21 protein-coding genes are annotated in these 20,640 nt (G+C 68.9%); 7 read left to right on the forward strand and 14 right to left on the reverse strand.

Translation table 11 applies throughout. The features are described from left to right. Positions 1-18: 18 nt before the first annotated feature. The gene (locus K7G19_RS03340; protein WP_226105776.1) at positions 19-1,239 is read right to left on the reverse strand and encodes a helix-turn-helix domain-containing protein; all 1,221 of its coding nucleotides are present in this window, start codon (positions 1,237-1,239) and stop codon (positions 19-21) included. Between the two features lie 140 nt (positions 1,240-1,379). Here K7G19_RS03340 and K7G19_RS03345 point away from each other — a divergent pair, with 140 nt between their 5' ends. Beyond that, positions 1,380-2,159: a DUF899 domain-containing protein gene (locus K7G19_RS03345; protein ID WP_150083898.1), complete on the forward strand. Its 780-nt coding sequence runs from the start codon at positions 1,380-1,382 to the stop codon at positions 2,157-2,159. 76 nt (positions 2,160-2,235) lie between these two features. Further along, a complete protein-coding gene (locus K7G19_RS03350) occupies positions 2,236-2,979 on the forward strand; it encodes a DUF2182 domain-containing protein (RefSeq protein ID WP_226105778.1) in 744 nt (247 codons plus the stop codon). A gap of 56 nt (positions 2,980-3,035) precedes the next feature. On the opposite strand, the gene K7G19_RS03355 is transcribed toward K7G19_RS03350, so the two are convergent. From K7G19_RS03355 to K7G19_RS03390, 8 genes are all read right to left on the reverse strand, one after another. Beyond that, complete coding sequence (locus K7G19_RS03355; protein ID WP_150083897.1) at positions 3,036-3,989, reverse strand: phosphatidate cytidylyltransferase; 954 nt, start codon at positions 3,987-3,989, stop codon at positions 3,036-3,038. Positions 3,990-4,017: 28 nt separating this feature from the next. Beyond that, positions 4,018-4,644, reverse strand: a complete 627-nt coding sequence (locus tag K7G19_RS03360; RefSeq protein ID WP_149315986.1) for a 1-acyl-sn-glycerol-3-phosphate acyltransferase — start codon at positions 4,642-4,644, stop codon at positions 4,018-4,020. Positions 4,645-4,648: 4 nt separating this feature from the next. Continuing rightward, entirely contained in the window at positions 4,649-5,101 is a 453-nt protein-coding gene (locus K7G19_RS03365; protein ID WP_226105780.1) for a hypothetical protein, read from the reverse strand. Continuing rightward, entirely contained in the window at positions 5,091-6,473 is a 1,383-nt protein-coding gene (locus tag K7G19_RS03370) for a phosphatase PAP2/dual specificity phosphatase family protein (protein ID WP_149316469.1), read from the reverse strand. Before K7G19_RS03370 ends, K7G19_RS03365 begins: the two co-directional genes overlap by 11 nt. A 101-nt stretch (positions 6,474-6,574) precedes the next feature. Further along, a complete protein-coding gene (locus tag K7G19_RS03375) occupies positions 6,575-8,338 on the reverse strand; it encodes a bifunctional alpha/beta hydrolase/class I SAM-dependent methyltransferase (RefSeq protein ID WP_226105781.1) in 1,764 nt (587 codons plus the stop codon). A 3-nt stretch (positions 8,339-8,341) separates the two neighbouring features. Next, positions 8,342-8,992: a CDP-alcohol phosphatidyltransferase family protein gene (locus K7G19_RS03380; RefSeq protein ID WP_226105783.1), complete on the reverse strand. Its 651-nt coding sequence runs from the start codon at positions 8,990-8,992 to the stop codon at positions 8,342-8,344. Between the two features lie 359 nt (positions 8,993-9,351). After that, positions 9,352-9,765: a GFA family protein gene (locus tag K7G19_RS03385; RefSeq protein ID WP_149315989.1), complete on the reverse strand. Its 414-nt coding sequence runs from the start codon at positions 9,763-9,765 to the stop codon at positions 9,352-9,354. After that, entirely contained in the window at positions 9,755-10,147 is a 393-nt protein-coding gene (locus K7G19_RS03390; RefSeq protein ID WP_226105785.1) for a hypothetical protein, read from the reverse strand. Before K7G19_RS03390 ends, K7G19_RS03385 begins: the two co-directional genes overlap by 11 nt. 199 nt (positions 10,148-10,346) lie before the next feature. On the opposite strand from K7G19_RS03390, the gene K7G19_RS03395 reads away from it, so the two are divergent. Next, positions 10,347-11,897, forward strand: a complete 1,551-nt coding sequence (locus K7G19_RS03395; RefSeq protein ID WP_226105787.1) for a serine hydrolase — start codon at positions 10,347-10,349, stop codon at positions 11,895-11,897. Positions 11,898-12,019: 122 nt separating this feature from the next. Here the strand turns inward: K7G19_RS03395 and K7G19_RS03400 are convergent, their stop codons facing one another. Next, positions 12,020-14,233, reverse strand: a complete 2,214-nt coding sequence (locus K7G19_RS03400) for a phosphocholine-specific phospholipase C (protein ID WP_226105789.1) — start codon at positions 14,231-14,233, stop codon at positions 12,020-12,022. A gap of 33 nt (positions 14,234-14,266) precedes the next feature. Next, positions 14,267-14,473, reverse strand: a complete 207-nt coding sequence (locus tag K7G19_RS03405) for a hypothetical protein (protein WP_149315993.1) — start codon at positions 14,471-14,473, stop codon at positions 14,267-14,269. Positions 14,474-14,728: 255 nt separating this feature from the next. Here K7G19_RS03405 and phnC point away from each other — a divergent pair, with 255 nt between their 5' ends. The 3 genes from phnC (at position 14,729) to phnE (ending at position 17,627) form a co-directional block, all read left to right on the forward strand. Next, a complete protein-coding gene (phnC, locus tag K7G19_RS03410) occupies positions 14,729-15,580 on the forward strand; it encodes a phosphonate ABC transporter ATP-binding protein (RefSeq protein ID WP_149315994.1) in 852 nt (283 codons plus the stop codon). 94 nt (positions 15,581-15,674) lie between these two features. After that, entirely contained in the window at positions 15,675-16,655 is a 981-nt protein-coding gene (phnD, locus tag K7G19_RS03415) for a phosphonate ABC transporter substrate-binding protein (protein WP_149315995.1), read from the forward strand. A 162-nt stretch (positions 16,656-16,817) separates the two neighbouring features. After that, positions 16,818-17,627 (forward strand): phosphonate ABC transporter, permease protein PhnE, encoded by an 810-nt coding sequence (gene phnE / locus K7G19_RS03420; RefSeq protein ID WP_149315996.1) that lies wholly within the window; start codon positions 16,818-16,820, stop codon positions 17,625-17,627. A gap of 70 nt (positions 17,628-17,697) precedes the next feature. On the opposite strand, the gene phnN is transcribed toward phnE, so the two are convergent. The 3 genes from phnN to phnF form a co-directional block, all read right to left on the reverse strand. Next, positions 17,698-18,297 (reverse strand): phosphonate metabolism protein/1,5-bisphosphokinase (PRPP-forming) PhnN, encoded by a 600-nt coding sequence (phnN, locus tag K7G19_RS03425; RefSeq protein WP_226105791.1) that lies wholly within the window; start codon positions 18,295-18,297, stop codon positions 17,698-17,700. Beyond that, entirely contained in the window at positions 18,294-19,019 is a 726-nt protein-coding gene (locus tag K7G19_RS03430) for a DUF1045 domain-containing protein (RefSeq protein ID WP_226105792.1), read from the reverse strand. Before K7G19_RS03430 ends, phnN begins: the two co-directional genes overlap by 4 nt. Before the next feature lie 105 nt (positions 19,020-19,124). Continuing rightward, entirely contained in the window at positions 19,125-19,859 is a 735-nt protein-coding gene (phnF, locus tag K7G19_RS03435) for a phosphonate metabolism transcriptional regulator PhnF (RefSeq protein WP_150083888.1), read from the reverse strand. Positions 19,860-20,067: 208 nt separating this feature from the next. On the opposite strand from phnF, the gene phnG reads away from it, so the two are divergent. Continuing rightward, positions 20,068-20,640 (forward strand): phosphonate C-P lyase system protein PhnG, encoded by a 573-nt coding sequence (gene phnG / locus K7G19_RS03440; RefSeq protein WP_150083887.1) that lies wholly within the window; start codon positions 20,068-20,070, stop codon positions 20,638-20,640.

Below are 20,640 nucleotides of genomic sequence, written 5' to 3' on the forward strand. Positions count from 1 at the left end.
CGCTTCGATGCTGCCATGCTAGTCCAGGGTCGATATTGCCGGGAGTAACAAGGTCGTCGTGATTTCCGGCACGGGCGTGGTCATCCAGCGGCGCGCGCGGCCGTGGCCGATCGCCAGTACCTTCCCCGCCTCCGCCAGCGCATCGAGCGCGCGCTGCACGGTGCGCTGGCTGGCGCCGAGCGCCAGCGCCAGCCCCGAGCTGGACCACGACTCGCCGTCGGCCAGCAGCGCCAGTACCGAGCCGTGCCGCTCCTCGACCGGGCGCGCCAGCACCACGACCTGCTGCGTCGCGCGCGGCACCAGGGCATACCCGCGTGGGGTCGCGGCAATCTCCGCCAGCGACGCAATCGCGCCGCGCAGCCGGCCCATTTCGACGCGCAGCCGAGCGCGGTGCGTGGCATCGGCGTGTTTCATGCGGAAGGCCAGCGCGATCAGGCTGTCGCGCGGCAGATCGTGCGGCCAGGCCTCGCCCAGTGCTCTCGCCAGCGCGAACAGCACCGGCCGCGTGGCCAGCGAAATCACCGTCCCGCCGTGACGGACGGCATGCCGGCAGGCGTCCACCACCAGCGTGTCCGATCCCAGCAGCGCTTCCACCTCGTCGAGCCGCAACGGCCGCGATTGGCCGCGATCGATCAGGCGGGCGGCGGGGATGTCGAGCATCGCGGTGGCGCGCTCGACCTCCGCGGCAAGCGCCGGAATGCCGGCCATACGCGCGGCGTGGCGAGCGCGTTGCAGCGCAGCGCGCGCGGCCACGGCATGCACGCGCCGCATGGCGATGCCCGCGATGATCAGTTCGTGCGCCGTCCTCATCGCGGGCGGCAGCTGCGCCGGATCTGCGCCGGCCAGCATGTGCTCGGCCTCGTCCAGCCGCCCGATCAACAGCAGCCGCCGGCTCGCCAGATAGCGCGCATGCGCGGCGTTGGCGCGGTCGCCGTGCGCTTCCAGCGTCAGGCGGGCGGCATCGAGGGCCTTGGCCGGCCACCCGAGGTCGCGCACGGCCAGGGCGATCTCGGCCTCGGCGACGACGCATCTTGCCCGCGCGATCGGCGCGCGGCTGCCGAAGGCACGGGCGGCGCTGCGCACCAGCGCCTTGGCTCGGGCGAGGTCGCCGAGCTGCGCCATCGCGATGCCGCGCAGCGCGAGCGCCGGGGCGTCCTCACGCAGGGCGACGCAATTGAGCGCCCCGAGCGGGTCACCGACCGCGAGCGCGCGGGCCGCTGCCGAGATCGTCGGGTCCATTCGAATCACGCCACACTTGTCACTCCCTCCCTGTCGAAGCCGGCGCCTAATCTAGCACGAGGATCAGCCGACCCGGCGTGCCGCTGCCGCGCTGCACGACAGCTTGGCGGCCCACGCCACGTCCACATGGAGGAAGCACGATGACAACCCACCCCACCGCCACCCGGGAACAATGGCTGGCCGCCCGCCTGGAACTGCTCGAGGCCGAGAAGGCCCTGACGCGACGCAGCGACGAGATCGCGCGCCAGCGGCAGGCGCTGCCCTGGCTGCGGATCGACAAGACCTACCGCTTCGACACCGACGACGGCCCCGCGACGCTGGCCGACCTGTTTCGCGGCCGCTCGCAGCTGTTGGTCTACCACTTCATGTTCGGGCCCGATTACAAGGCCGGCTGCCCGTCGTGCTCCGCGATCGCCGACGGCTTCAACGGCTTTGCGGTCCACCTCGCCAACCACGACGTCGCGCTGACCGCCGTGTCCCGCGCGCCCCTTGTCAAGCTGCAGGCCTACAAGCACCGCATGGGATGGACCTTCCCGTGGGCGTCGTCGGACGACAGCGACTTCAACGCCGACTTCCACGTCTCCTTCACGACCGCGCAGCAGCGCGATGGCGACATCGAATACAACTACCGCCGCGAGCCCGCGGTGCGGGGATGGCGCCGCAACATGGAAGGCGGCGGCCAGGCGGCGGAAGACCAGGTCGCCGCGATGTGCGGCACCGACACGGCGACCTTCCACCGCGACCGGCCGGGCCTGAGCGCCTTCGTGATGGAGGACGGCGTGGTCTATCACACCTACTCGGCGTATGCGCGCGGGCTGGACGGGCTGTGGGGCATGTACCAGTGGCTGGACCGCGCGCCGAAGGGTCGCAACGAGACGGGTGTCTGGTGGCGCCGCCATGACGAGTACGGCGAGCGTTGAGCCGGGGCACTGCTGCGCGGGCCCCGGGCCGGCGCGCAGGGACGGGAGCCGGCGGGTTTTCTTCGGCGTCTGCACGGTGCTGTTCTGCCTCGGCACGGCGGCCACGGTGTCGCTGCATGGCGCGCTGCATGGCGCGATGCCGTCGATGGCGGCCACGCCGATGCCCGGCGGCTGGACGCTGTCGATGGCGTGGACGCCGATGTGCGGGCAGACCTGGGCCGGCGCCGCGGCGGCCTTCGTCGGCATGTGGGCCGTGATGATGGTCGCGATGATGCTGCCCTCGGTGGCGCCTGCGCTGTGGCGCTATCGGGTGGCCGCCGAAGCAACCGGGCGTGCGACGTGGCTGACGCTGGTGGCAGCGGCGGCCTACTTCGTCGTGTGGACCGCGCTGGGATTGGCGGTCTTCATCCTCGGTGCCACGCTGGTCGCGCTCGCGATGCAGTGGCCGACGCTGGCGCGGGCCATGCCGGCCCTCGCCGGCCTGGTGGTGCTCACGGCCGGCGCCCTGCAATTCACCGCGTGGAAGGCTCGCCTGCTGGATGGCTGCCGGCACGCGTCCGTGCGAGCGCCTGCGCAGAACGCGGGGGCCGCATGGCGGCATGGCATCGGCCTCGGCCTGCACTGCATCCAGTGCTGCGCCGGCGCGACGGCGACCCTGGCGGCCGTGGGCGTGATGGACCTGGGCGTCATGGCACTGGCCACCGCGGCGATCAGTGCCGAACGCCTGGCGCCGGCCGGCGCGCGGATGGCCAGGGCCGTCGGTGCCGCCGGCATCGGCACGGGCGCTTGGCTGGCAATGCGAGGGGCGGGCCTGCTCTAGCGCGGGGGCGGCCGCCAGCGCGCCGGCGCGCCTCTAGCGCGCGGGAAAGGCCGCCATCACGGCACCCACCAATACCGCGTGATATGGAAGAACACCGGCGCGGCGAACACCACCGAGTCGAGCCGGTCCAGCATGCCGCCGTGACCCTGGATCATATGGCCCCAGTCCTTGATGCCGCGGTCCCGCTTGATCGCCGACATCACCAGCCCGCCGAGAAATCCCATCAGCGCGATGACCAGCGCGATCGCGCCGGCCTGCCATGGCGCAAACGGCGTGATCCACCACAGCGCGGCACCGAGCGCCGTCGCGCTGGCCACGCCGCCGACGAAGCCCTCCACCGTCTTGGACGGCGACAGCAGCGGCGCGATCTTGCGCTTGCCGCACAGCTTGCCCCAGACGTACTGCAGCACGTCGCTGCCCTGCACCACGATCACCAGGAAGGCGATCAGCAGCAGATTGCGGCCTTCAAAACCGGGGATCGGCAGCGTCAGCAGCGCCGGCACATGCGAGATGCAGAACACGCAGATCATCACCGCCCATTGCACGCCCGCGCAGCGTTCGAGAAAACGCGTGGTCTCGGCCGACAGCGCGGCCAGGATCGGCAGCAGCAGGAAAGCGTAGACCGGAATCAGGATCGAGAACATGCCGTACCAGTCCACATAGACCAGCACGTACTGCAGCGGCAGGAACAGGAAGAAGGCCGCCACGATCGCACGATGGTCGCCGCGCCGGGTGGTCGTGATGGTGACGAACTCGCGCAACGCGAAGAACGACAGCAGGTAGAACAGCACGATCACCGCGGTGCGGCCGAGCGCGAAGGCCACGCCCATCACGCCGATCATCCACCACCATGCCCAGACGCGCTGCGCGAGGTTGTCGATCACCGGGTGGGAGCCACCGCCGGCGAGGCGCCAGCGCAGCAGCAGCGTCACGGTCGAGGCGAGCAGCAGCACGGCAAACAGGCCGCCGAACAGCAGCCAGGTCTCGTGGTTCCAATGCAGGGTGGGCATGGCGGGTCAGTCCAGGGTCAATCCAGCGTCAATCCAGTACGGGAGCGAGCGCGAGCAGGCCGTCGCGGCATCGGGCGAGGAAGCGTTCCTTGTCGTCGTCCGGCGCCAGTAACACCGGCTGGCCGAACGTGACCGTGCACAGCAGCGGCACCGGCACGAATTCGCCCTTGGGCATCACGCGGTTCAGGTTGTCGATCCAGACCGGCACGAACTCCACCGACGGGCAGGCGCGCGCCAGATGGAAGATCCCGCTCTTGAACGGCAGCAGCCGCGCGTCGGTAGTGTTGCGCGTGCCCTCGGGAAACAGGATCAGCGAATCGCCGCCTTCGAGCGCGCCGCGCATCAGCGCGACCGGATCGCTGCCCGGATCGCTGCGGGTGCGGTCGATCAGCAGCGCGCGAAAGACATCGCGCCCGATGAAGCGTCGCAGCGGCGAGCGGTCCCAGTAGTCGGCGCCGGCCACCGGACGCGTGCGCGGCCGCAGCTCCGGCGGCAGGCAGCCCCAGATCAGCACGAAATCGCCGTGGCTGCTGTGGTTGGCGAAGTAGACGCGCTGCACCGCCGCCGGCACGCAGCCCTGCCAGTTGGCCCGCATGCCGGTCAGCAGGCGGGCGAAGACGATGATGGCGCGCGCGGTCACGCGGGCAATCCACATGGTGTTATCCCAGGATCGAAATGAGAAAGGTCAGTACAAGCTGGATCGCGGCCAGCGCGCCGCAGATTCGCACCAGGCGCAGCGCACCGCGGGCGCGGTCGGCCATCGTCCGGCCCTGCCGGCTCGGAGCAATCCAGCCCAGCTGCAACAGCGCGGTGTCCAGGCCCGCCAGATCGGCAGCCCCGTGGCGATTTGCGCTCGTTGCCAGCGCCACGAACAGACGGCGGTCGATGGCGACGCGCAGCAGCAGCCAGAACTGGGCCAGCGCCAGCAGCAGCGGCACGGCCGTCAGCCAGCGCGGCAGCGTGACGGTCGCCAGCAGCCAGACGGTGGCGAGACCGAAGGCCAGGCCGGTCCCTGCCATCCAGATGGCGCCCGACAATGCGCCGGCGACGGCATGGGCGGTCCAGGCATCGGTGTTGCGGGCAGAGTCTTCCCGCATCGCATCAGGATGCATGGGAGCGCTCCGGTATGCGGCCCTGCGCGACCCATCGCCGCAACGCGTCGGCATGGGCGTCGCCGAGCACGACCGCGGGACGGTGCGTGCGCAAATGCGCCAGCGCGGCTTCGACAGCCGCCGCGGCATCGGCCCCGCCTTGACGCCTCGCGAGCCACGCGGCGACCACCATCGCGCTGCGCGAATAGCCGAGCGCGCAGCTGACCAGCACGCGCCTTCCGGCCGCCTGCCAGGCGTCGAGCTGGGCCACCGCCTGATCGAGCTGCGCCGCGGTGGGCACCGTCAGATCCAGCATCGGCACGCAACGATAGGCGAGCGAATCGCCGCGAACCGCGCGCGGCAGTTCGGCGCTCAGGTCGAGCACGGCATCGGCACCGGATGCGCGAAGATCGGCTTGCGTGGGAAAGCGTCCGACCCAGACACCGTCCGCGATGGCGCTCGCCTGCGGCGCCCGCCGCGTCCACCAGCGCGAATTGAGGAAGGCGCCCAGCAGATAGGGCGCCAGCACCCAGCGCGCGGCCATCGCCATGGTGCCGCCGCTGTCCTTCTGGAACCAGGCGGGCGCCGCCAGCGCATAGATCCGCGCGACGCAGGCCAGCGCCAACGCGCCCCACAGCAGCAACAGCGCGAGCGTGACCGAGGCGCCCAGCGCCAGCAGCGCGCACAGCAGCGTCGCCACGGCGCCCAGCGCGTAGCGGCGCGCGAGCCGGCGCGTGGCCGCGTCGGGCGCGCTGGCCGCGATCGCGGGCAGCCGCAGCGGAAACAGATAGACGCACAGCCAGCCGACCAGCGCGCCGGTCGGCACGTCGATCAGATGGTGCTGCCAGGTCGTCAGCACCGATACGCCGATCAGCGCGAACCAGCCATGCAGCAGCCAATGCCAGCGCCTGGGCAGATGCGCCGCGAACGCGATCCACAGGACGATCAGCAGGCTGATATGCAGCGACGGAGCCTGGTTGAACGGCAGGTCGAAGCCCCCGAGCAACGTGAACAGCTGCCCCGGCAGGCCGTCCGCCGCGGGGCGCGTGAAGGCGAAGCGCAGCGGGAACGCGATGAAGCAGGCGACCGAGATCAATTGCGCCGCAACGAGGCGCTTGACGTGCGTCAGCAGCGCGGCGCGCGTGCGCCACAGGAAGAACGAGATGCCGTACAGCAGGTCGATCGACCAGTACGGCACGATGGTCCACGGCACGAAAGGGATGCCGCGTTCCCAGCCGAAGTAGAACGACGGCACGTCCGCGCGCTGGCTGGCCAGCCAGTTGGCAAAGCCGTAGCTTGAGAAAAACAGCGCGCCGGCCAGCGCGAGCAGCACGCAGGCCAGGCCCCAGGGGCGGGGCTCGTCCGCGGCGGGCTGCGGCGCGTCGGGGTGCATGCCGTGTTGCGTCGTGGGCTGCGTGCCCGGTCGCGTACCGGGTTGCGTATCGGGTTGCGAGCCGGGTTGCATGCCGGGCTGCGTGGGAGCAGGCAAGGCGCTCATGCCTCGCGCCTGCGCGCCAGGCTGACGGTGAAGATGCCCCAGCGGTCGATCCGCTGCGTCACCTTGTCGAAGCCGGCGCTGCGCACCAGTTCGTCCATCTCGGCCTGCGAGCGGCGCCGCATCACCCACGCCGCACCGGCGCGGTGGCTGGTCAGCGCGCGGGCGATGAACTCCAGCTGCGGGTGCCACGGCTGGCCCGTGTAGACCAGATAGCCGCCCGGCGGCACCGCGCGCGCCAGGCCGTCGAGCGAGCGGCGGATCATCGCGTTGTCGGGGAACAGCTCGTACAGGCCGGAGACGACCGCCAAGGTCGGCGCCGGCGACAGCGCGGCCAGATCGTCGCCATCGAAGGCGTCGCCCTGCTCGAAGCGGGCGATGCCGCCCAGGCCCTTGGCCGCGATCAGCGCCCTGCCCTGCTCGACGTTCAGCGCACTGTAGTCGCGCAGCAGGATCGATTCGACCGCGGCGCGGTCCAGCTTCTCCAGCGCCTCGAGCACGTAGCGGCCGTGGCCGGCCGCGATATCGACCATCCGTACCGGCATGCCGGCCGCCTGCAGCCGGCGCACGGCCTCGGCAATCAGTTCCTCGGCGTGGACCTTGCGCTGGCGGATGCCGCGCCAGCCGATCGCATCGAGGTATTGGCGGTCGGCCATCCGGCCCAGGGCGCCGCGGCCCGACGGCGTGTTGCGATAGACGTAGTCGAGCGTCGAGCCCGAATCGAAGCCGGTTTCATGGCCGAGGCGCACGCCGTCGGACAGCAGGCCGCCGAGCTTCAGGTTGGCGCGTGCCGCGCGCCAGTACCACGCCGCAAGACCGGTCGGTGCCGAGGCGAGCCGGTCCGATTCCTCGCGGAACGGCCCGATCTGGTCGGCATCGAGCAGCGAGCGCGGCGCCGACGGCGTGTCGAACTCGCGCAGGATGAAGCGTCGCGCCGCATCGACCGCGCGCTGGCGATCGCGCTCGCCCAGCGTGTCGTGATAGAAGCCATCGAGCACGATGCGCTCCTTGACCCGGCTGCCCAGCCGCTCGTAGAAGCGGTCCTGCGGCCCGCGATGGACCACCCAGTCGGCGCCGGAAATCAGCAGTTGCGTCGGCACGGTAATCGCGGCCGCGTCGGCGACGATCCGCTCGGCGGTGTCGTACAGATCGAGCAGGATATTGACCGCGATCGGCCGCGTGATCAGCGGATCCGTGTCATAGCTGGCGATGCGCTCGGGATCGTGCGTCAGGAACTTCGCCTTGACATAGCTGTTGACGAAGAACTTGCCCCGCAGCCGGTGCATCAGCTTCAGGCCCGGGCGCGCGAATGGCACGTACAGCTTGACCTTGAACGCCGGCGAGGCCAGCACCAGCGCGCGGATCGGCGGCGCGTAGTCGTGGACCCAGGTCGCGGCCAGCACTGCGCCGACGCTCTGCGCCACCACCGCCATCCGCTCCAGCGCGATGCCGTGGTTGGCGGCGATGTGGCCGGTGAAGGTCTGGATATCGCGCACGGAATCGGCCAGGCTCGGGCTGTAGCCGCGCTCGCCCGGCGAGCGGCCATGGCCGCGGGCGTCCCACGCAAAGATGTCGTAGGCCGGCAGGTTCAGTTCGTCGGCAAGGTGGGCGACACGGCCGGAATGCTCGTGCCCGCGATGGAACAGCACCACCGCGCCGCGCGGCTGTCCCTCGAGCGCCGGCCAATGCCGATAGAACAGCGTCTGCCCGTCGTGGGTCTCGAACTGCCGCTCCAGCGGCTGGCGCATCGACAGTCGGTCCATGCCTTACTCCGCGGTCTGGCTCGGCGCTTGAGCCCGCGCCTGGGCCTGCGCTTCGGCGACGCCGCGACGGACCCGGTTGACGATGGTCAATACGGACAGCAGTGACAGCAGCAGCCACAGCCACGGCCCGAGCGTGCCGAACCCCAGCCCGACGCCGGCCCACAGCGCAATCGCGCCGACCACCAGAGCGCGATCGCTCTTGCCGAAGGGCCCGTCGTAGCGGCGGCTTGCGCCGGCCAGCGGACCGATCAGCCCTGCGGCCTCGACGATCACCGCCAGCAGCGCAAAGGGTCCGACCTGGACCAGGTTGAAGTCGGGCAGCGCGGCCAGCGGCAGGATCAGCGCGACATCGGAGACGATGTCGCCCAGCTCGTTCAGATAGGCGCCCAGCGCGCTCTTCTGGCCGTGCTCGCGCGCCAGCATGCCGTCGATCGCATTGAGCGCCATCCGCGCAAACAGCCACAGCGGGAACAGCAGGAACAGCACGGAGATTTCGGCCACCAGCGCGCCGATCGCCGCCAGCGCCCCGACGGCCAGAGAACCGGCCGCGGCCACCAGCGTCACCTGATTGGCGGTGGCTCCGCGCTCGGCCAGATCCTGGACCAGCGGGCGAAGCCACGCCTGGAATCTGGGCTTGAGTTCGTAGAGCGTCATTGGCCGGCCTCCCGCAGAGCTTGCGCCGGAAGCGGCATGGCGATGCGCCAGGCTGAACCGGTCCCCGGCGCGCTGTGCGGCCGATGGACCGGGACCCCCCTTCCGGATTTATTGGTATTGGTATCTGGTCTTGGCTCGACGCCGCGCCAGCCTTGGGTTGACGGGGCGTCAAGGCCGAGACATTACCAGAACTGCAGTCGGCGGTGAATTCGACGATGTTTAATTCACCCGCCTCGCCGACATCGCCGCCGGCCTCCCGACCGGATCCTGCCACGGACAATGCTGCCGCCGGCGATATCTACCGATGGGAGATCGGGGCTGGGCGCGATGCTGCGAATCATTGCGAGGCCGCGGCAGGTTCATTGCGGGCGGGATTCCGCAATGTCTTGCAGACAAAGCCATCGGTGCTTGCGCTTCGCCCAATGCAGCAATTGCGGCGCCGGAAAATCCCTGTCCTCGAGGCAACCGGCCGATACGGAAATAGCTGCCTTCAATGCTTCGGCTCGCATCAGCACCACGGATCCGCACCTCGCGCAAAATTCCTGCTCCAGCCATTGTCCCGATGTCCCGGTGCGCCGCCACGTCCTGGTTTCGCCTTTTCGGCTGACGATGGCCGATTCGGCATAGATCGCGCGGTAAGAGAACGCGGAACCGGTGCAGCGCTGGCATTCGAGGCAGCTGCAGGCGTAGACGCGGTGCGGCTCGCCGGCCAGAACGAGTTCGACGCCGCGGCAGGAACATGCCGCGGTGCGCGTGCGGACGTCAGCTTGCATGGGCCAGCTCCGCCGTGCCATGCCGGTAAAGGGAATGGCGCCGGTTCATTAAAATGCGGAAGACGGGCGAGCCCAGCCACCCCGCGCTGCGGAGGGGAAAATACGATGTCATGGAAAGTTCTCCGGCGATCGAATCCTGTCGTATCGACCGCGCCAGTTTTTCGAGATGGGCCCGATTCGATGATATCGATTCGTCCCGACACCGGGAAGAACGCACTTCGAAGTAAGTATCCGGTCTGGTGATATCCGGTCCATTGATGACTGGCATGCGGCGATCGCGCACGCCCGAACGCTTCCGGGCGCCGATCCGCAGCTGGAGGCGGTGCGACGGATCGTCGTGGCGGATCAGGTCAGCTTCCTGCGTACGCAGCTGGATAGGCACGGCACGTCAGGCACGGCCTGAGGAGCAAAGGCAAGCACGCTTCGCCCAAACGTGGGCAGCGGCATACTGCCCGGCACATCCCTCGACGCGCAGCGCAATTACCCTCGACTTTCATTGCCGCAGCTTCTACTGTCCAGCAAGACAGGAACGCTGCGTAGCGGCGCATCGGCCTGCCCGAATAACACGAGGGGAATTCGCCATGACGACCTTGCATTCGCGCCGCACGTTTCTCGTCGCCACGCTGGGATCGGCGCTCGCCGCCTGCGGTGGCGACGACGACGATCCCCCGCCCTCCCCGCCATCTCCTGCCGTGCCGGAAGCCCGGATCGCGCAGGCCATCGCCAGCGTCGACAAGCTCGTCACCGACCAGATGTCCCGCACCGGTGTGCCGGGGGTGGCGACGGCGGTGGTCCGCGGCAATCAAGTCGTCTATGCCAAGGGATTCGGCAAGCGCGCCGTCGACGAGGGCGCGGCGGTCGACGCCGATACCGTGTTCCAGCTCGCCTCGATGTCGAAATCGCTCGGCGCCATGGTGGTCGCGCATCAGGTCGGCATCGGACGCGTCCGGTGGGACACCCCCGTGCAATCGCAATTGCCCTGGTTCGCCCTGTCCGATCCCGAGGTCAATCCGGTGCTGACGGTGGCGGACCTGTATTCGCACCGCTCGGGCCTGCCGGACCATGCGGGCGATCGGCTCGAGGACATGGGCTATGACCGTCGCCAGGTACTGGAGCGATTGCGCTTCCTGCCGCTGCATCCGTTTCGCGCCTCGTACCAGTACACCAATTTCGGCCTGACCGCCGCCGCCGAAGCGGTCGCCACCGCGGCGGCGATGGACTGGGCCACGCTGTCGGAGCAGACCCTCTATCGTCCGCTCGGCATGGCGCGCACCAGTTCGCGCCACGCCGACTATCTGGCCCGCGACAATCGCGCGGTCGGCCATGTGCGCGAGAACGGCGCGTGGATACGCGGTCCGGTACGCGATCCCGATGCGCAATCGCCGGCCGGCGGGGTCAGCGCTTCGGTCAACGACGTGGCGCGCTGGCTCGTGATGATGCTCGGCGAAGGCATGTTCGAAGGCAGGCGCATCGTCGACGCCAGTGCGCTGAAGGAAGCGATCGCGCCGCACAACCAGTCCACGCCGCCGGCCGACGGGCGTCCGGCGGGCTTCTACGGCTATGGCTTCAACGTCGGCACGAATCCTGCCGGCCGCGCGATGTACAACCACTCCGGCGCGTTCGCGCTCGGTGCCGCGACGGCTTTCCTCGCGGTGCCCTCGCTGAATCTGGCGATCGTCACGCTGACCAACGGCTTTCCGATCGGCGTGCCGGAGACGATCAACAACCAGTTCTTCGATCTGGTGGATTACGGCGCGATCCAGCGCGACTGGGCGACCATCATCGAGGAGGCGCTGGCGCCCGTGCTGGCGCCGGAAGGCGGGCTGGTGGGCGCCACGCCGCCGGCCTCGCCGCTGCCGCCGCGCGCGCTGTCGGTCTATGCCGGCGACTATGCCAACAATTACTACGGGCCGATCACGGTACGCGAATCCGCGGGTGCACTGGTGCTGACGATCGGCCCCGCGCCGCTGGTGCTGCCGCTGTCGCACTGGGACGGCGACGTCTACACGTTCCGGCTGCGCAACGAGAACGCGACGCCGGGCACGATCTCGCGCGTCTGGTTCGGCAGCGACCGGCTGACGCTGGAGTACTACGACCAGGAGGGGCTGGGGACCTTCATGCGGACGAGCTGAAGCGCGGTCCTGCCCCGGGGCGGGACCGCGCTTCGTTCAGCGGACGACTTCAGGGAACGACTTCACGAGCCGGCTTGGGGACCGACTCGGGAGCCGACTCAGGAGACGGCTTCCGGCACGCCTCAAACCTGTCCGACCTGCCCCATCGCCGGATCGCTGACCAGGTCCTTGCCCGTTTCCATCCGCCCGGCAAAGCGGCGGCGGAACGCCGGACTCGCGTCGCAGGTCACGACGAAGTCGTACCAGCAGCCGGCGTCCGCGATCGCCCATTCGAACTCGACGACCTTGCCAGGCGGGACCATGCGCGTCCACGGGCCGTCGCTGCGATACGCCAGCGCTTCGGCCGTGAAGCGGATCGGCCGGCGGCCGTTGTTATGCAGCTTGACCCGCACGGTGGGGCGATCGCACGGGTTGTAGCAGACCTGGATCTCCGGCATGGCCTCGCCCTGCTCCGCCGCATCGCCGACGAAGCTGCGGTGAAAGCCGTTCGGGCCCAGCACCCACAGGTCGTACTTGCCGCCGTCCGCGCCGATATCCCAGACGTCGTCGAGCGTCTTGCCGGCCTCGACGACGATGCGGCGCGGAATGCGGTCCAGATGCAGGCGGTCGTAGACGTGGAAGACAGCGCCGACGCTGCGCGCGCTGGCGTTGGCAAACAGCAGTTGCAGCCGGTTGTTGCGGGCATCGACGCGCGCGCTGGTGTGCAATTCGTACGGCAGCGCCCGCGAGGGACGCGTGCCCGGGTCCTGCACCGGCAGCGCCGGCGTGGCCGGCACCGGGATCTTCGGCATGGCCTGTTGCGCGGCCGTCAGGCTGGTGGCCTCGGCGCGCGTGGTGCGGCCCGCCAGCTCCGGCAGCGGGTTGGCGTTCGGCGTGGCGAAATTGAACGCGCTGGTCAGGTCCCCGCAGACCGCGCGGCGGTACGGGCTGATCTGCGGCTCCATCACGCCGAAGCGCGCCTCGAGGAAGCGGATCACCGAGGTATGGTCGAACACCTCGGAATTGACCCAGCCGCCGCGGCTCCACGGCGAGACGATCCACATCGGCACGCGCGGACCCGGTCCGTAAGGCCGGCCGTCGCGGGCCGGCTGCTTGGGCGTCGCCGGCTGATAGTCGTGGTATTCGAAGGCCATCTGCGCATCCGACAGCGTCGATTTGCCGGCGACGGTGCCATCCGGATTGCGCGACGGCGCGGTCGGCGGCGGCAGGTGGTCGAAGAAACCGTCGTTCTCGTCGTAGTTGATGATCAGCGCGGTCTTGCTCCATACCTCGGGATCGGAGGTCAGCGCATCGAGAATCGCCTGCACATACCAGCCGCCCTTGGCCGGGCTCGACGGCCCGGGGTGCTCGCTGAATTCGGCCGGCGGGATGATCCACGACACTTCCGGCAGGCGTCCGTTCTGCACGTCGTCGCGCAGCGCCTGCAGGAAGCCGCCGTCGGCCATCGTGTTGCAGAAGCCCTTGGCAAAGGGGCTGTAGCGATCGTCGATCGCTGGATCGTACGGCGGATTGAAGCCCGGCGCGTTGGTGTTCGACACCTGCCGTCCGGCCGGCATCTTCTCCATCTCGGCGCGCCAATGACGGAAGCTCATCATCTGGTTGCAGCCGAAGTTGTCGGGGATGTTCTGGTAGACCTTCCAGCTGACGCCGGCGGCCTGCAGACGGTCCGCATAGGTGTCCCAGGTCCAGCCTTCGGTCGAAGGACCCACGTCGGCGCCGCCGTTGAACTCGTTGACCGTCACCGCGACGTTGTCGCCGGTAGGGCCGTTGGAGCCGGTCCAGTAAAACAGGCGGTTGGCGATGGTGCCGGTATGGATGCCGCAATGGTAGGCATCGCACAGCGTGAAGGCATCGGCCAGCGCGCGCTGGAACGTCACCTCGGCCTCGTCGTAGTAGCCCATCGACAGCGGCTGCTTGGCCACCGGCCAGCGGTCCATGCGGCCATGGTCCCACGCCGCCTGCGAGTCGGCCCAGTTGTGCGGCGTGCCGCCGGCGCGCTGCGCGTTGCCGATCGATTCGTCGAGGTGATAAGGCGTCAGGATGTTGCCGTTGGCATCGGTCTGGTACAGCGCGGTACGGCCGTTGCGCAATGGAATCGGGAAGCGATCACCGTAGCCGCGCACGCCCTTGAACGTGCCGAAATAGCTGTCGAACGAGCGGTTCTCGAGCATCACCATCACGACGTGCTTGACGTCCTTGATGGTGCCCGTCGCATTGTGGGCCTCGATCGCCAGCGCGCGCCGGATGCTCGGCGGGAAGCTCGCCAGCACGGCGGCCGCGGCGCCGGTGCCCAGCGATGCCTTCAGGAATTGTCGCTTCGACGGATTGAATGTCATGGCGGATTCTTTTTCGTTGGGGGCGGAGGAGAGTCAGGGCGCGCAGCGGCTCGAGCAGCTGCCGGGCTTGCCGGGCAGCTTGCCGTTCGGGTTGGTGGTGTCGGGTGCGGCCGATGGCGACAGGGTCGCGCCATCGTCGCCGCCGCCGCAGCCGGCCAGCAGCAGCGCGGCCAGGATGGCAGAGGCCGCGAGCGGCAGCGTGGGGCCGCGCCGCCAAAGGGAAGCGAAGGAAGGGAGCATGGCTGGAGTTCCGTGGTGGGGAAAAGGGACAGCGTGATCGTTGGCCTGCATTGTTGGTAGCCCAAATGTCAGTTCCTTGACACATGAGCACAACTACGAATCCTCGTTGCCGATTCCGCTGCCGGCCTCGCGCGACCCTCCGCCTGGCCCGCCGCTTCGCTCCGCGCTTGCCGCGGCGCCACCCTTGCCCTGCCGTCATCGCTCTGTCATCACCTCCCCCCAGAATGCGCTCGTCATTCCAGCAAGGGAGTCGACATGACCCATGCAATAGAAGTGCGCGGCCTGAGCAAGTCGTTCCGAGCCGACCGCAAGGCCCTGGACGACGTCACGCTGCAGGTGGCGCCCGGTGAAATGGTGGCCCTGCTGGGCGCATCTGGCTCCGGCAAGTCCACGCTGCTGCGTCACGTGGCAGGCTTCGTCGCCGCCGACAGCGGCGAGATCGTGGTGCATGGCCGCACCGTGCAGCGCGATGGCCGGCTGGCAGCGGAGGTCCGCAAGGCCCGCGCCGAGATCGGCTTCGTTTTCCAGCAGTTCAATCTGGTCGGGCGGCTGCCGGTGATCACCAACGTGATGATCGGCATGCTGAGCCGCATCCCGAAATGGCGCGGCCTGCTTCGCTATTTCAAGGCCGATGAACTGCGCGCCGGGCTCGATGCGCTTGCGCAAGTTGGTATAGACGACTATGCCTTTCAACGTGCTTCGACGCTGTCGGGCGGCCAGCAGCAGCGCGCGGCCATCGCACGGACGCTGGTGCAGAACGCCCGCGTGATCCTCGCCGACGAGCCGATCGCCTCGCTCGATCCGGAATCGTCGCGCCGCGTGATGTCGCTGCTCACGCAGATCAATCGCACGCACAAGGTCGCCGTGGTGGTGTCGCTGCATCAGGTCGACATCGCCATGCGCTACTGCCCGCGCGTGGTGGCGTTGCGCCATGGCAAGGTCGTCTACGACGGTCCGTCGCATGCGCTGACGCAGCGCATGCTGCGCGATCTCTACGGTACCGAGGCAGACGAGCTGCTGCATGACCTGCTGCCCGACCGGATCGCGATGCCGATCGACGGCTCGCCCGTGCCTGCCACCGTCACGATGGATCTTGCGGCCGCCTGATTGCGGGCTGCCATTCGCGGCCATTGGTAGTCATTCCGGCCCCTTCCGGCTCCTTCCGTCCCTTTCCGCTCCTACTTTCGCATCGGAGTCACCCATGCTTCGCAGAACCTTCCTTGCCCTGATTACCTCCGCGATTGCCGCCGCCCCTGCCCTGGCGCAGGACGCCAGGCCGCTGAGCATCGGCTTCATCTCGACCGAGTCGTCGTCCAACCTGAAGACCGCGTGGCAGCCGCTGATCGACGATCTGAGCAAGGCGCTCGGCGTGCCGGTCAAGCCGTTCTTCGCGTCGGACTATGCCGGCATCATCGAGGGCATGCGCTTCAACAAGGTGCAGATCGCCTGGTTCGGCAACAAGTCGGCGATGGAGGCGGTCGATCGCGCCAACGGCGAGGTGTTTGCCTCGGTGATCGACAAGGACGGCAATCCCGGCTACTGGTCGCTGCTGATCGTCAGCAAGGACAGCGACCTGAAGTCGGTCGAGGACGTGATCAAGCGCGGCAAGGAGCTGTCCTACGGCGCCGGCGATCCGAATTCGACCTCCGGCACGCTGGTCCCCGGCTACTACCTGTGGGCCGCCAACAAGGTGGAACCGAAGACGCTGTTCAAGGCCGTGCGCATCGGCAACCACGAGGCGAACCTGCTGTCGGTGCTGAACAAGCAGGTCGATGTCGCGGTGAACAATACCGAAAACCTCGGGCGCTATCGCGTCAACACCGGCAAGAATCCCTATGACCAGCTGCGCGTGCTGTGGAAATCGCCGCTGATTCCGGCCGATCCGATGGTGTATCGCAAGGACCTGCCGGCCGACATGAAGCAGAAGATCCAGACCTTCTTCGTCAACTACGGCAAGGGCGCCGACGCCGCGCGCGAGAAGCAGGTGCTCGCCACGCTGACCTACCAGGGCTTCCGCCCCTCCAGCGATGCGCAGCTGGTGCCGATCCGCCAGATCGAGCTGGCCAAGGAGAAGGCTCGCATCGAGTCGGACGGCACGCTGGCCGCGGCCGACAAGGAGAAGCGCCTGGCCGATGTGTCGCGCCGCCTGGCCGAGCTCGACAAGGCCGTCGGCACGCAGTGATTGTGCAGTGACCGTGCAGTGATGGTTCGGTGATTGCGCGGTGACCGTGCAGCAAGCGCGCAATCATCGGGCAATCGTCGCGCAGTCATTGCCGATCGTCGGATATACCGCAGGGCTTGCGACGTGCACGGCCCTGCCCCTTGCCTTCTACGGATTCCCCTCATGACCGCCACCGCCAAGCCCGGCCTGCCTTCACCGCAAGCGAGCGGCCGGCCGCCGCGCACCTCCCTTTACGCGATGCTCGTCTGGGCCATCGTGCTCGCCATGCTGGCCCTGTCCTGGCAAGGCGCCGACATGCGCCCGCTGGATCTGCTGCGCGATTCCGGCAATATGGCGCAGTTCGCCGCCGACTTCTTCCCGCCGGACTTCCGCGACTGGCGACACTATCTCGACGAGATGCTCGTCACCGTGCAGATCGCCGTCTGGGGCACCGCGCTGGCGGTCGCGGTGGCGGTGCCGTTGGGCCTGCTGTGTTCGGCCAATATCGTGCCGGCCTGGGTCTACCAGCCGGCGCGGCGCCTGATGGACGCCTCGCGCGCCATCAACGAGATGGTGTTCGCGATGCTGTTTATCGTGGCCGTCGGCCTCGGTCCGTTCGCCGGCGTGCTGGCCATCTGGATCCACACCACGGGCGTGCTGGCCAAGCTGTTCGCCGAGGCGGTCGAGGCCATCGATCCGCGTCCGGTCGAGGGCGTGCGCGCCACCGGTGCGGGCCGGCTGGAAGAGATCGTCTATGGCGTGATCCCTCAGGTGCTGCCGCTGTGGCTGTCGTTTGCGCTCTACCGCTTCGAGTCCAATGTCCGCTCGGCCTCGGTGGTCGGCATCGTCGGCGCCGGCGGCATCGGCACCGTGCTGTGGGAGATCATCCGCAGCTTCCAGTACGCACAGACCTGCGCGGTGATGCTGCTGATCATCGCCTTCGTGACGGTGATCGACGTGCTGTCCGCGCAGATCCGCAAGGTGCTGGTCTGAGGACGAGTCGCCAAGCCGGCGATCAGGCGCGTCGCAAGGCGGGTACTCAAGCGAGTCGCCCGGCGGGGCGTCAGGTCAGTTCGCCGGCCCGACTGGTGGCCGGCGTCATGCCGATCGACCTTGCCAACGCCTCGACGGCGGCTTGCAGCGCCCCGCTGTTGTCGATCTCGACAAGCCGGCAACCGGCCGGCACATCGAACGCAGCGGTGGCACGCGCCAGACGCCCTGCGATCGCCTCCTCCGACTCCCGGCCGCGCTGACGCAAGCGTGCGGCCAGCGCGGCCGGCGACACGCGCACATGAAGCGCGCACAGCTTCGGATAGCGCGCCACCGCCTGCGGCAGGTACTCGCGCGAGCCGTTGACCACGACCTTGATGCCGCGCTGGAGCCATTGCTCGATCTCGATGCCGATGCCGTAGTGCAGGCCATGGCTGTGCCAGTGCATCGCCATGCAACCCAGCGCGACGCGGCGCTGGAACTCCTCCGTCGTCAGCGCGACGGAGGCCTCGTTGGCATCCGCGGGACGCGTGATATAGCGGTGCGCCACGACGAGCCGGTCGTCGCCGCCCAGGCACCCGCGCAGCGCGCGCAGCAGCGAATCCTTGCCGCTGCCAGAAGGCCCCATCAGATAGAACAGGCCAGTGCCGTCCAGGCGATGCGGCGCGCTCATGCCGGCAGGTACGCCGCGCCGGCGCCATCGCGGGTTCGTCCATCGAAGCCATAGTGGCGCGCCGCCACGAAATCGGCCCCGGGCTCGGGCTGCACGAACACGCTGACGCTGTCCACACGGAGCGGCGTGTCGAGCAGCGTGCCGGCCGCCGAAGACAGTTGGGCCAGCGCCGCGGCCTGCCGCTCGGCGTCCAGCATGCCGGTCAGCGTGATATGGAAGGTGAAGGCGTCGAACAGATAGGGATAGCCCCAGTCCTGCAGCATCTGCCGCTCCAGCGGGGACAGCCGCTCCGGCTTGCGCCGCGCGATCTCGTCCGGCGTGGGCGGCGCGCGGAATCGGTCCATGTCCCGCACGCTGGCGTCGGCCAGCTGATGCACGGCGCGTATGGCTTCCGGCTCGTCGGCAAGGCACCACGCCAGGAAGCCGCGCAGCGCGCGCAGCGTCAGCGGAACGTCGAACGGAGTACGAGTGCCGGCAAACTCGCGCATGGCGTCGTCCAGCATCGCGGGCCCGGTCCCTTCGGCGAGGCGGAACGGCGGCTTCAGCGTGGCGTGCAGGCCGTAATGGGCCGGCGCCTCGACCCACTCGGCGGGACGCGCGGCCATCTCGCGCGGCGGCGGCGACGGCTCGCCGGTGTCGGCGTCGCGGCCCAGCCAGTGCTGGCCGAAGGTCCGGAACGGCTCGTTGGGAGCCAGGTAAATGGCGTATCGATGCGCCGGCATGTTGGTGTCAGTCGGTCGGTAGGTCGAAGCGGCAGGCTAGCGCGGCAAGGTGACAGGCGGATGTCTAGACCAATCGACAAGCCAGGCCGTCCCCCGCGCCGCGGATCAGTCGTTATCCGATACGGTCAGCTGAACCCAGTCGCCGGCGAACCGCGTGATGCTGTACTGCACCGGCGCGCCGTCGATATCGACGTTCAGCGCCTCGACCTGCAGCACGGGCCTGGTTTTCGGCTGGTTCAGCAGCCGCGCGACCGGCGCGCTGGGCAGCGCCGCCGTGATGCGCGACCACTTGCGAGTGTAGTCGGCGATGCCGCATTGCGCGAGGGCGCGCGAGATCGAGCGCTGGTCGCGCAGTTGATCCTCCAGCTCCGGGAAGCGCTGGTAATCGAAGTAGTGTTCGGCCACGTCGATGGGGCGGCCTTCGGCCTTGCCGACCATCTGCACATGCAGCACCGGCGCCGTGCGCGCGATCCCCAGATGCCGGGCGACCTCGGGCAGGCGGCTGACATGGCTGCCGACGAATTCGACATGGCCGCGTATGCCTTGCGCGGCGAGATTCTGCGAGAAACGGGTACGCCGCGCGATCGCGTAGTCGATGGCATGCTCCTGCACGAAGGTGCCGCGGCCCTGCTCGATCCGCACCAGGCCGCTTTGCTCGAGTTCGCTCATGGCCCGCCGCACGGTATGGCGATTGACGGCGAAGCGCATCGCCAGCTCGGACTCTGGCGGCAGCTGCTCGCCGGGCCCGTACAGCTTCTTGCGGATGTCATCGGCCAGCGCCTCCCCGATCTGGCGCCATACCGCGACGCCCGAGCCCCGTTCGACTTCTCGTTCCGACATCGTCCTGATTCCTCTTGTCATTGCGCGCTGTCATTGCGCGCTGTCATTCAGCGGCCATCGCATCGTGCGATTGTGCCCGAGCCGCATGCACTCGTGCGAGGTGCCCGATCACGATTCGGGCTCGTCATCAAACAGTCATGCCGCCGTGGTCTAGTAGCGCCGTGTTGTTGCAGCTGACATCTAAACGTATAGACGTATAGGGATGACGATGAAAGGCAAGATCGGCGAACACGGCGAGCGCGGCGAACACGGCCAGAGAGGCGGCCAAATCGGTGAAGTCGGCCAAACCGGCGACATCGGCGACAGCGCCGACGCGTCACGGGCCGCATGGCTGCGGATCCTGGCGCTGGCAGATACCGAAACCCTCGATGGCGCCTACCGGCGGCTGGGCCAGCAGGGACCGCTGCCCGCCTACCGCCTGCTGCGCAAGCCGGAGTCCGGCATGGCGATGGTGCGCGGGCGTACCGGCGGCACCGGTGCGCAGTTCAACCTCGGCGAGATGACCGTGACGCGCTGCGCGGTGGTGCTGGAACCGGGCCCGACGCCGACCGAAGAGGCGGCGATCGCCGGCGTGGCCTATGTCATGGGCCGCTGTCCCCGCCATGTCGAACAGGCGGCCGTGCTGGACGCGCTGCTGCAGCGGCCGGAATGGCACGCTCGCGTCCAGCAGATCGTGCTGGAACCGCTGGCGCGCACGCTGGCCGAACGCGACGCGGCGCAGGCGGCCGCAGCCGCGCAGACCCGCGTCGAATTCTTCACGATGGCCCGCGGAGAGGACTGA

The sequence above is a fragment of the Cupriavidus sp. DB3 genome (genome assembly GCF_020418465.1).
Taxonomy (GTDB): Bacteria; Pseudomonadota; Gammaproteobacteria; order Burkholderiales; family Burkholderiaceae; genus Cupriavidus; species Cupriavidus cauae.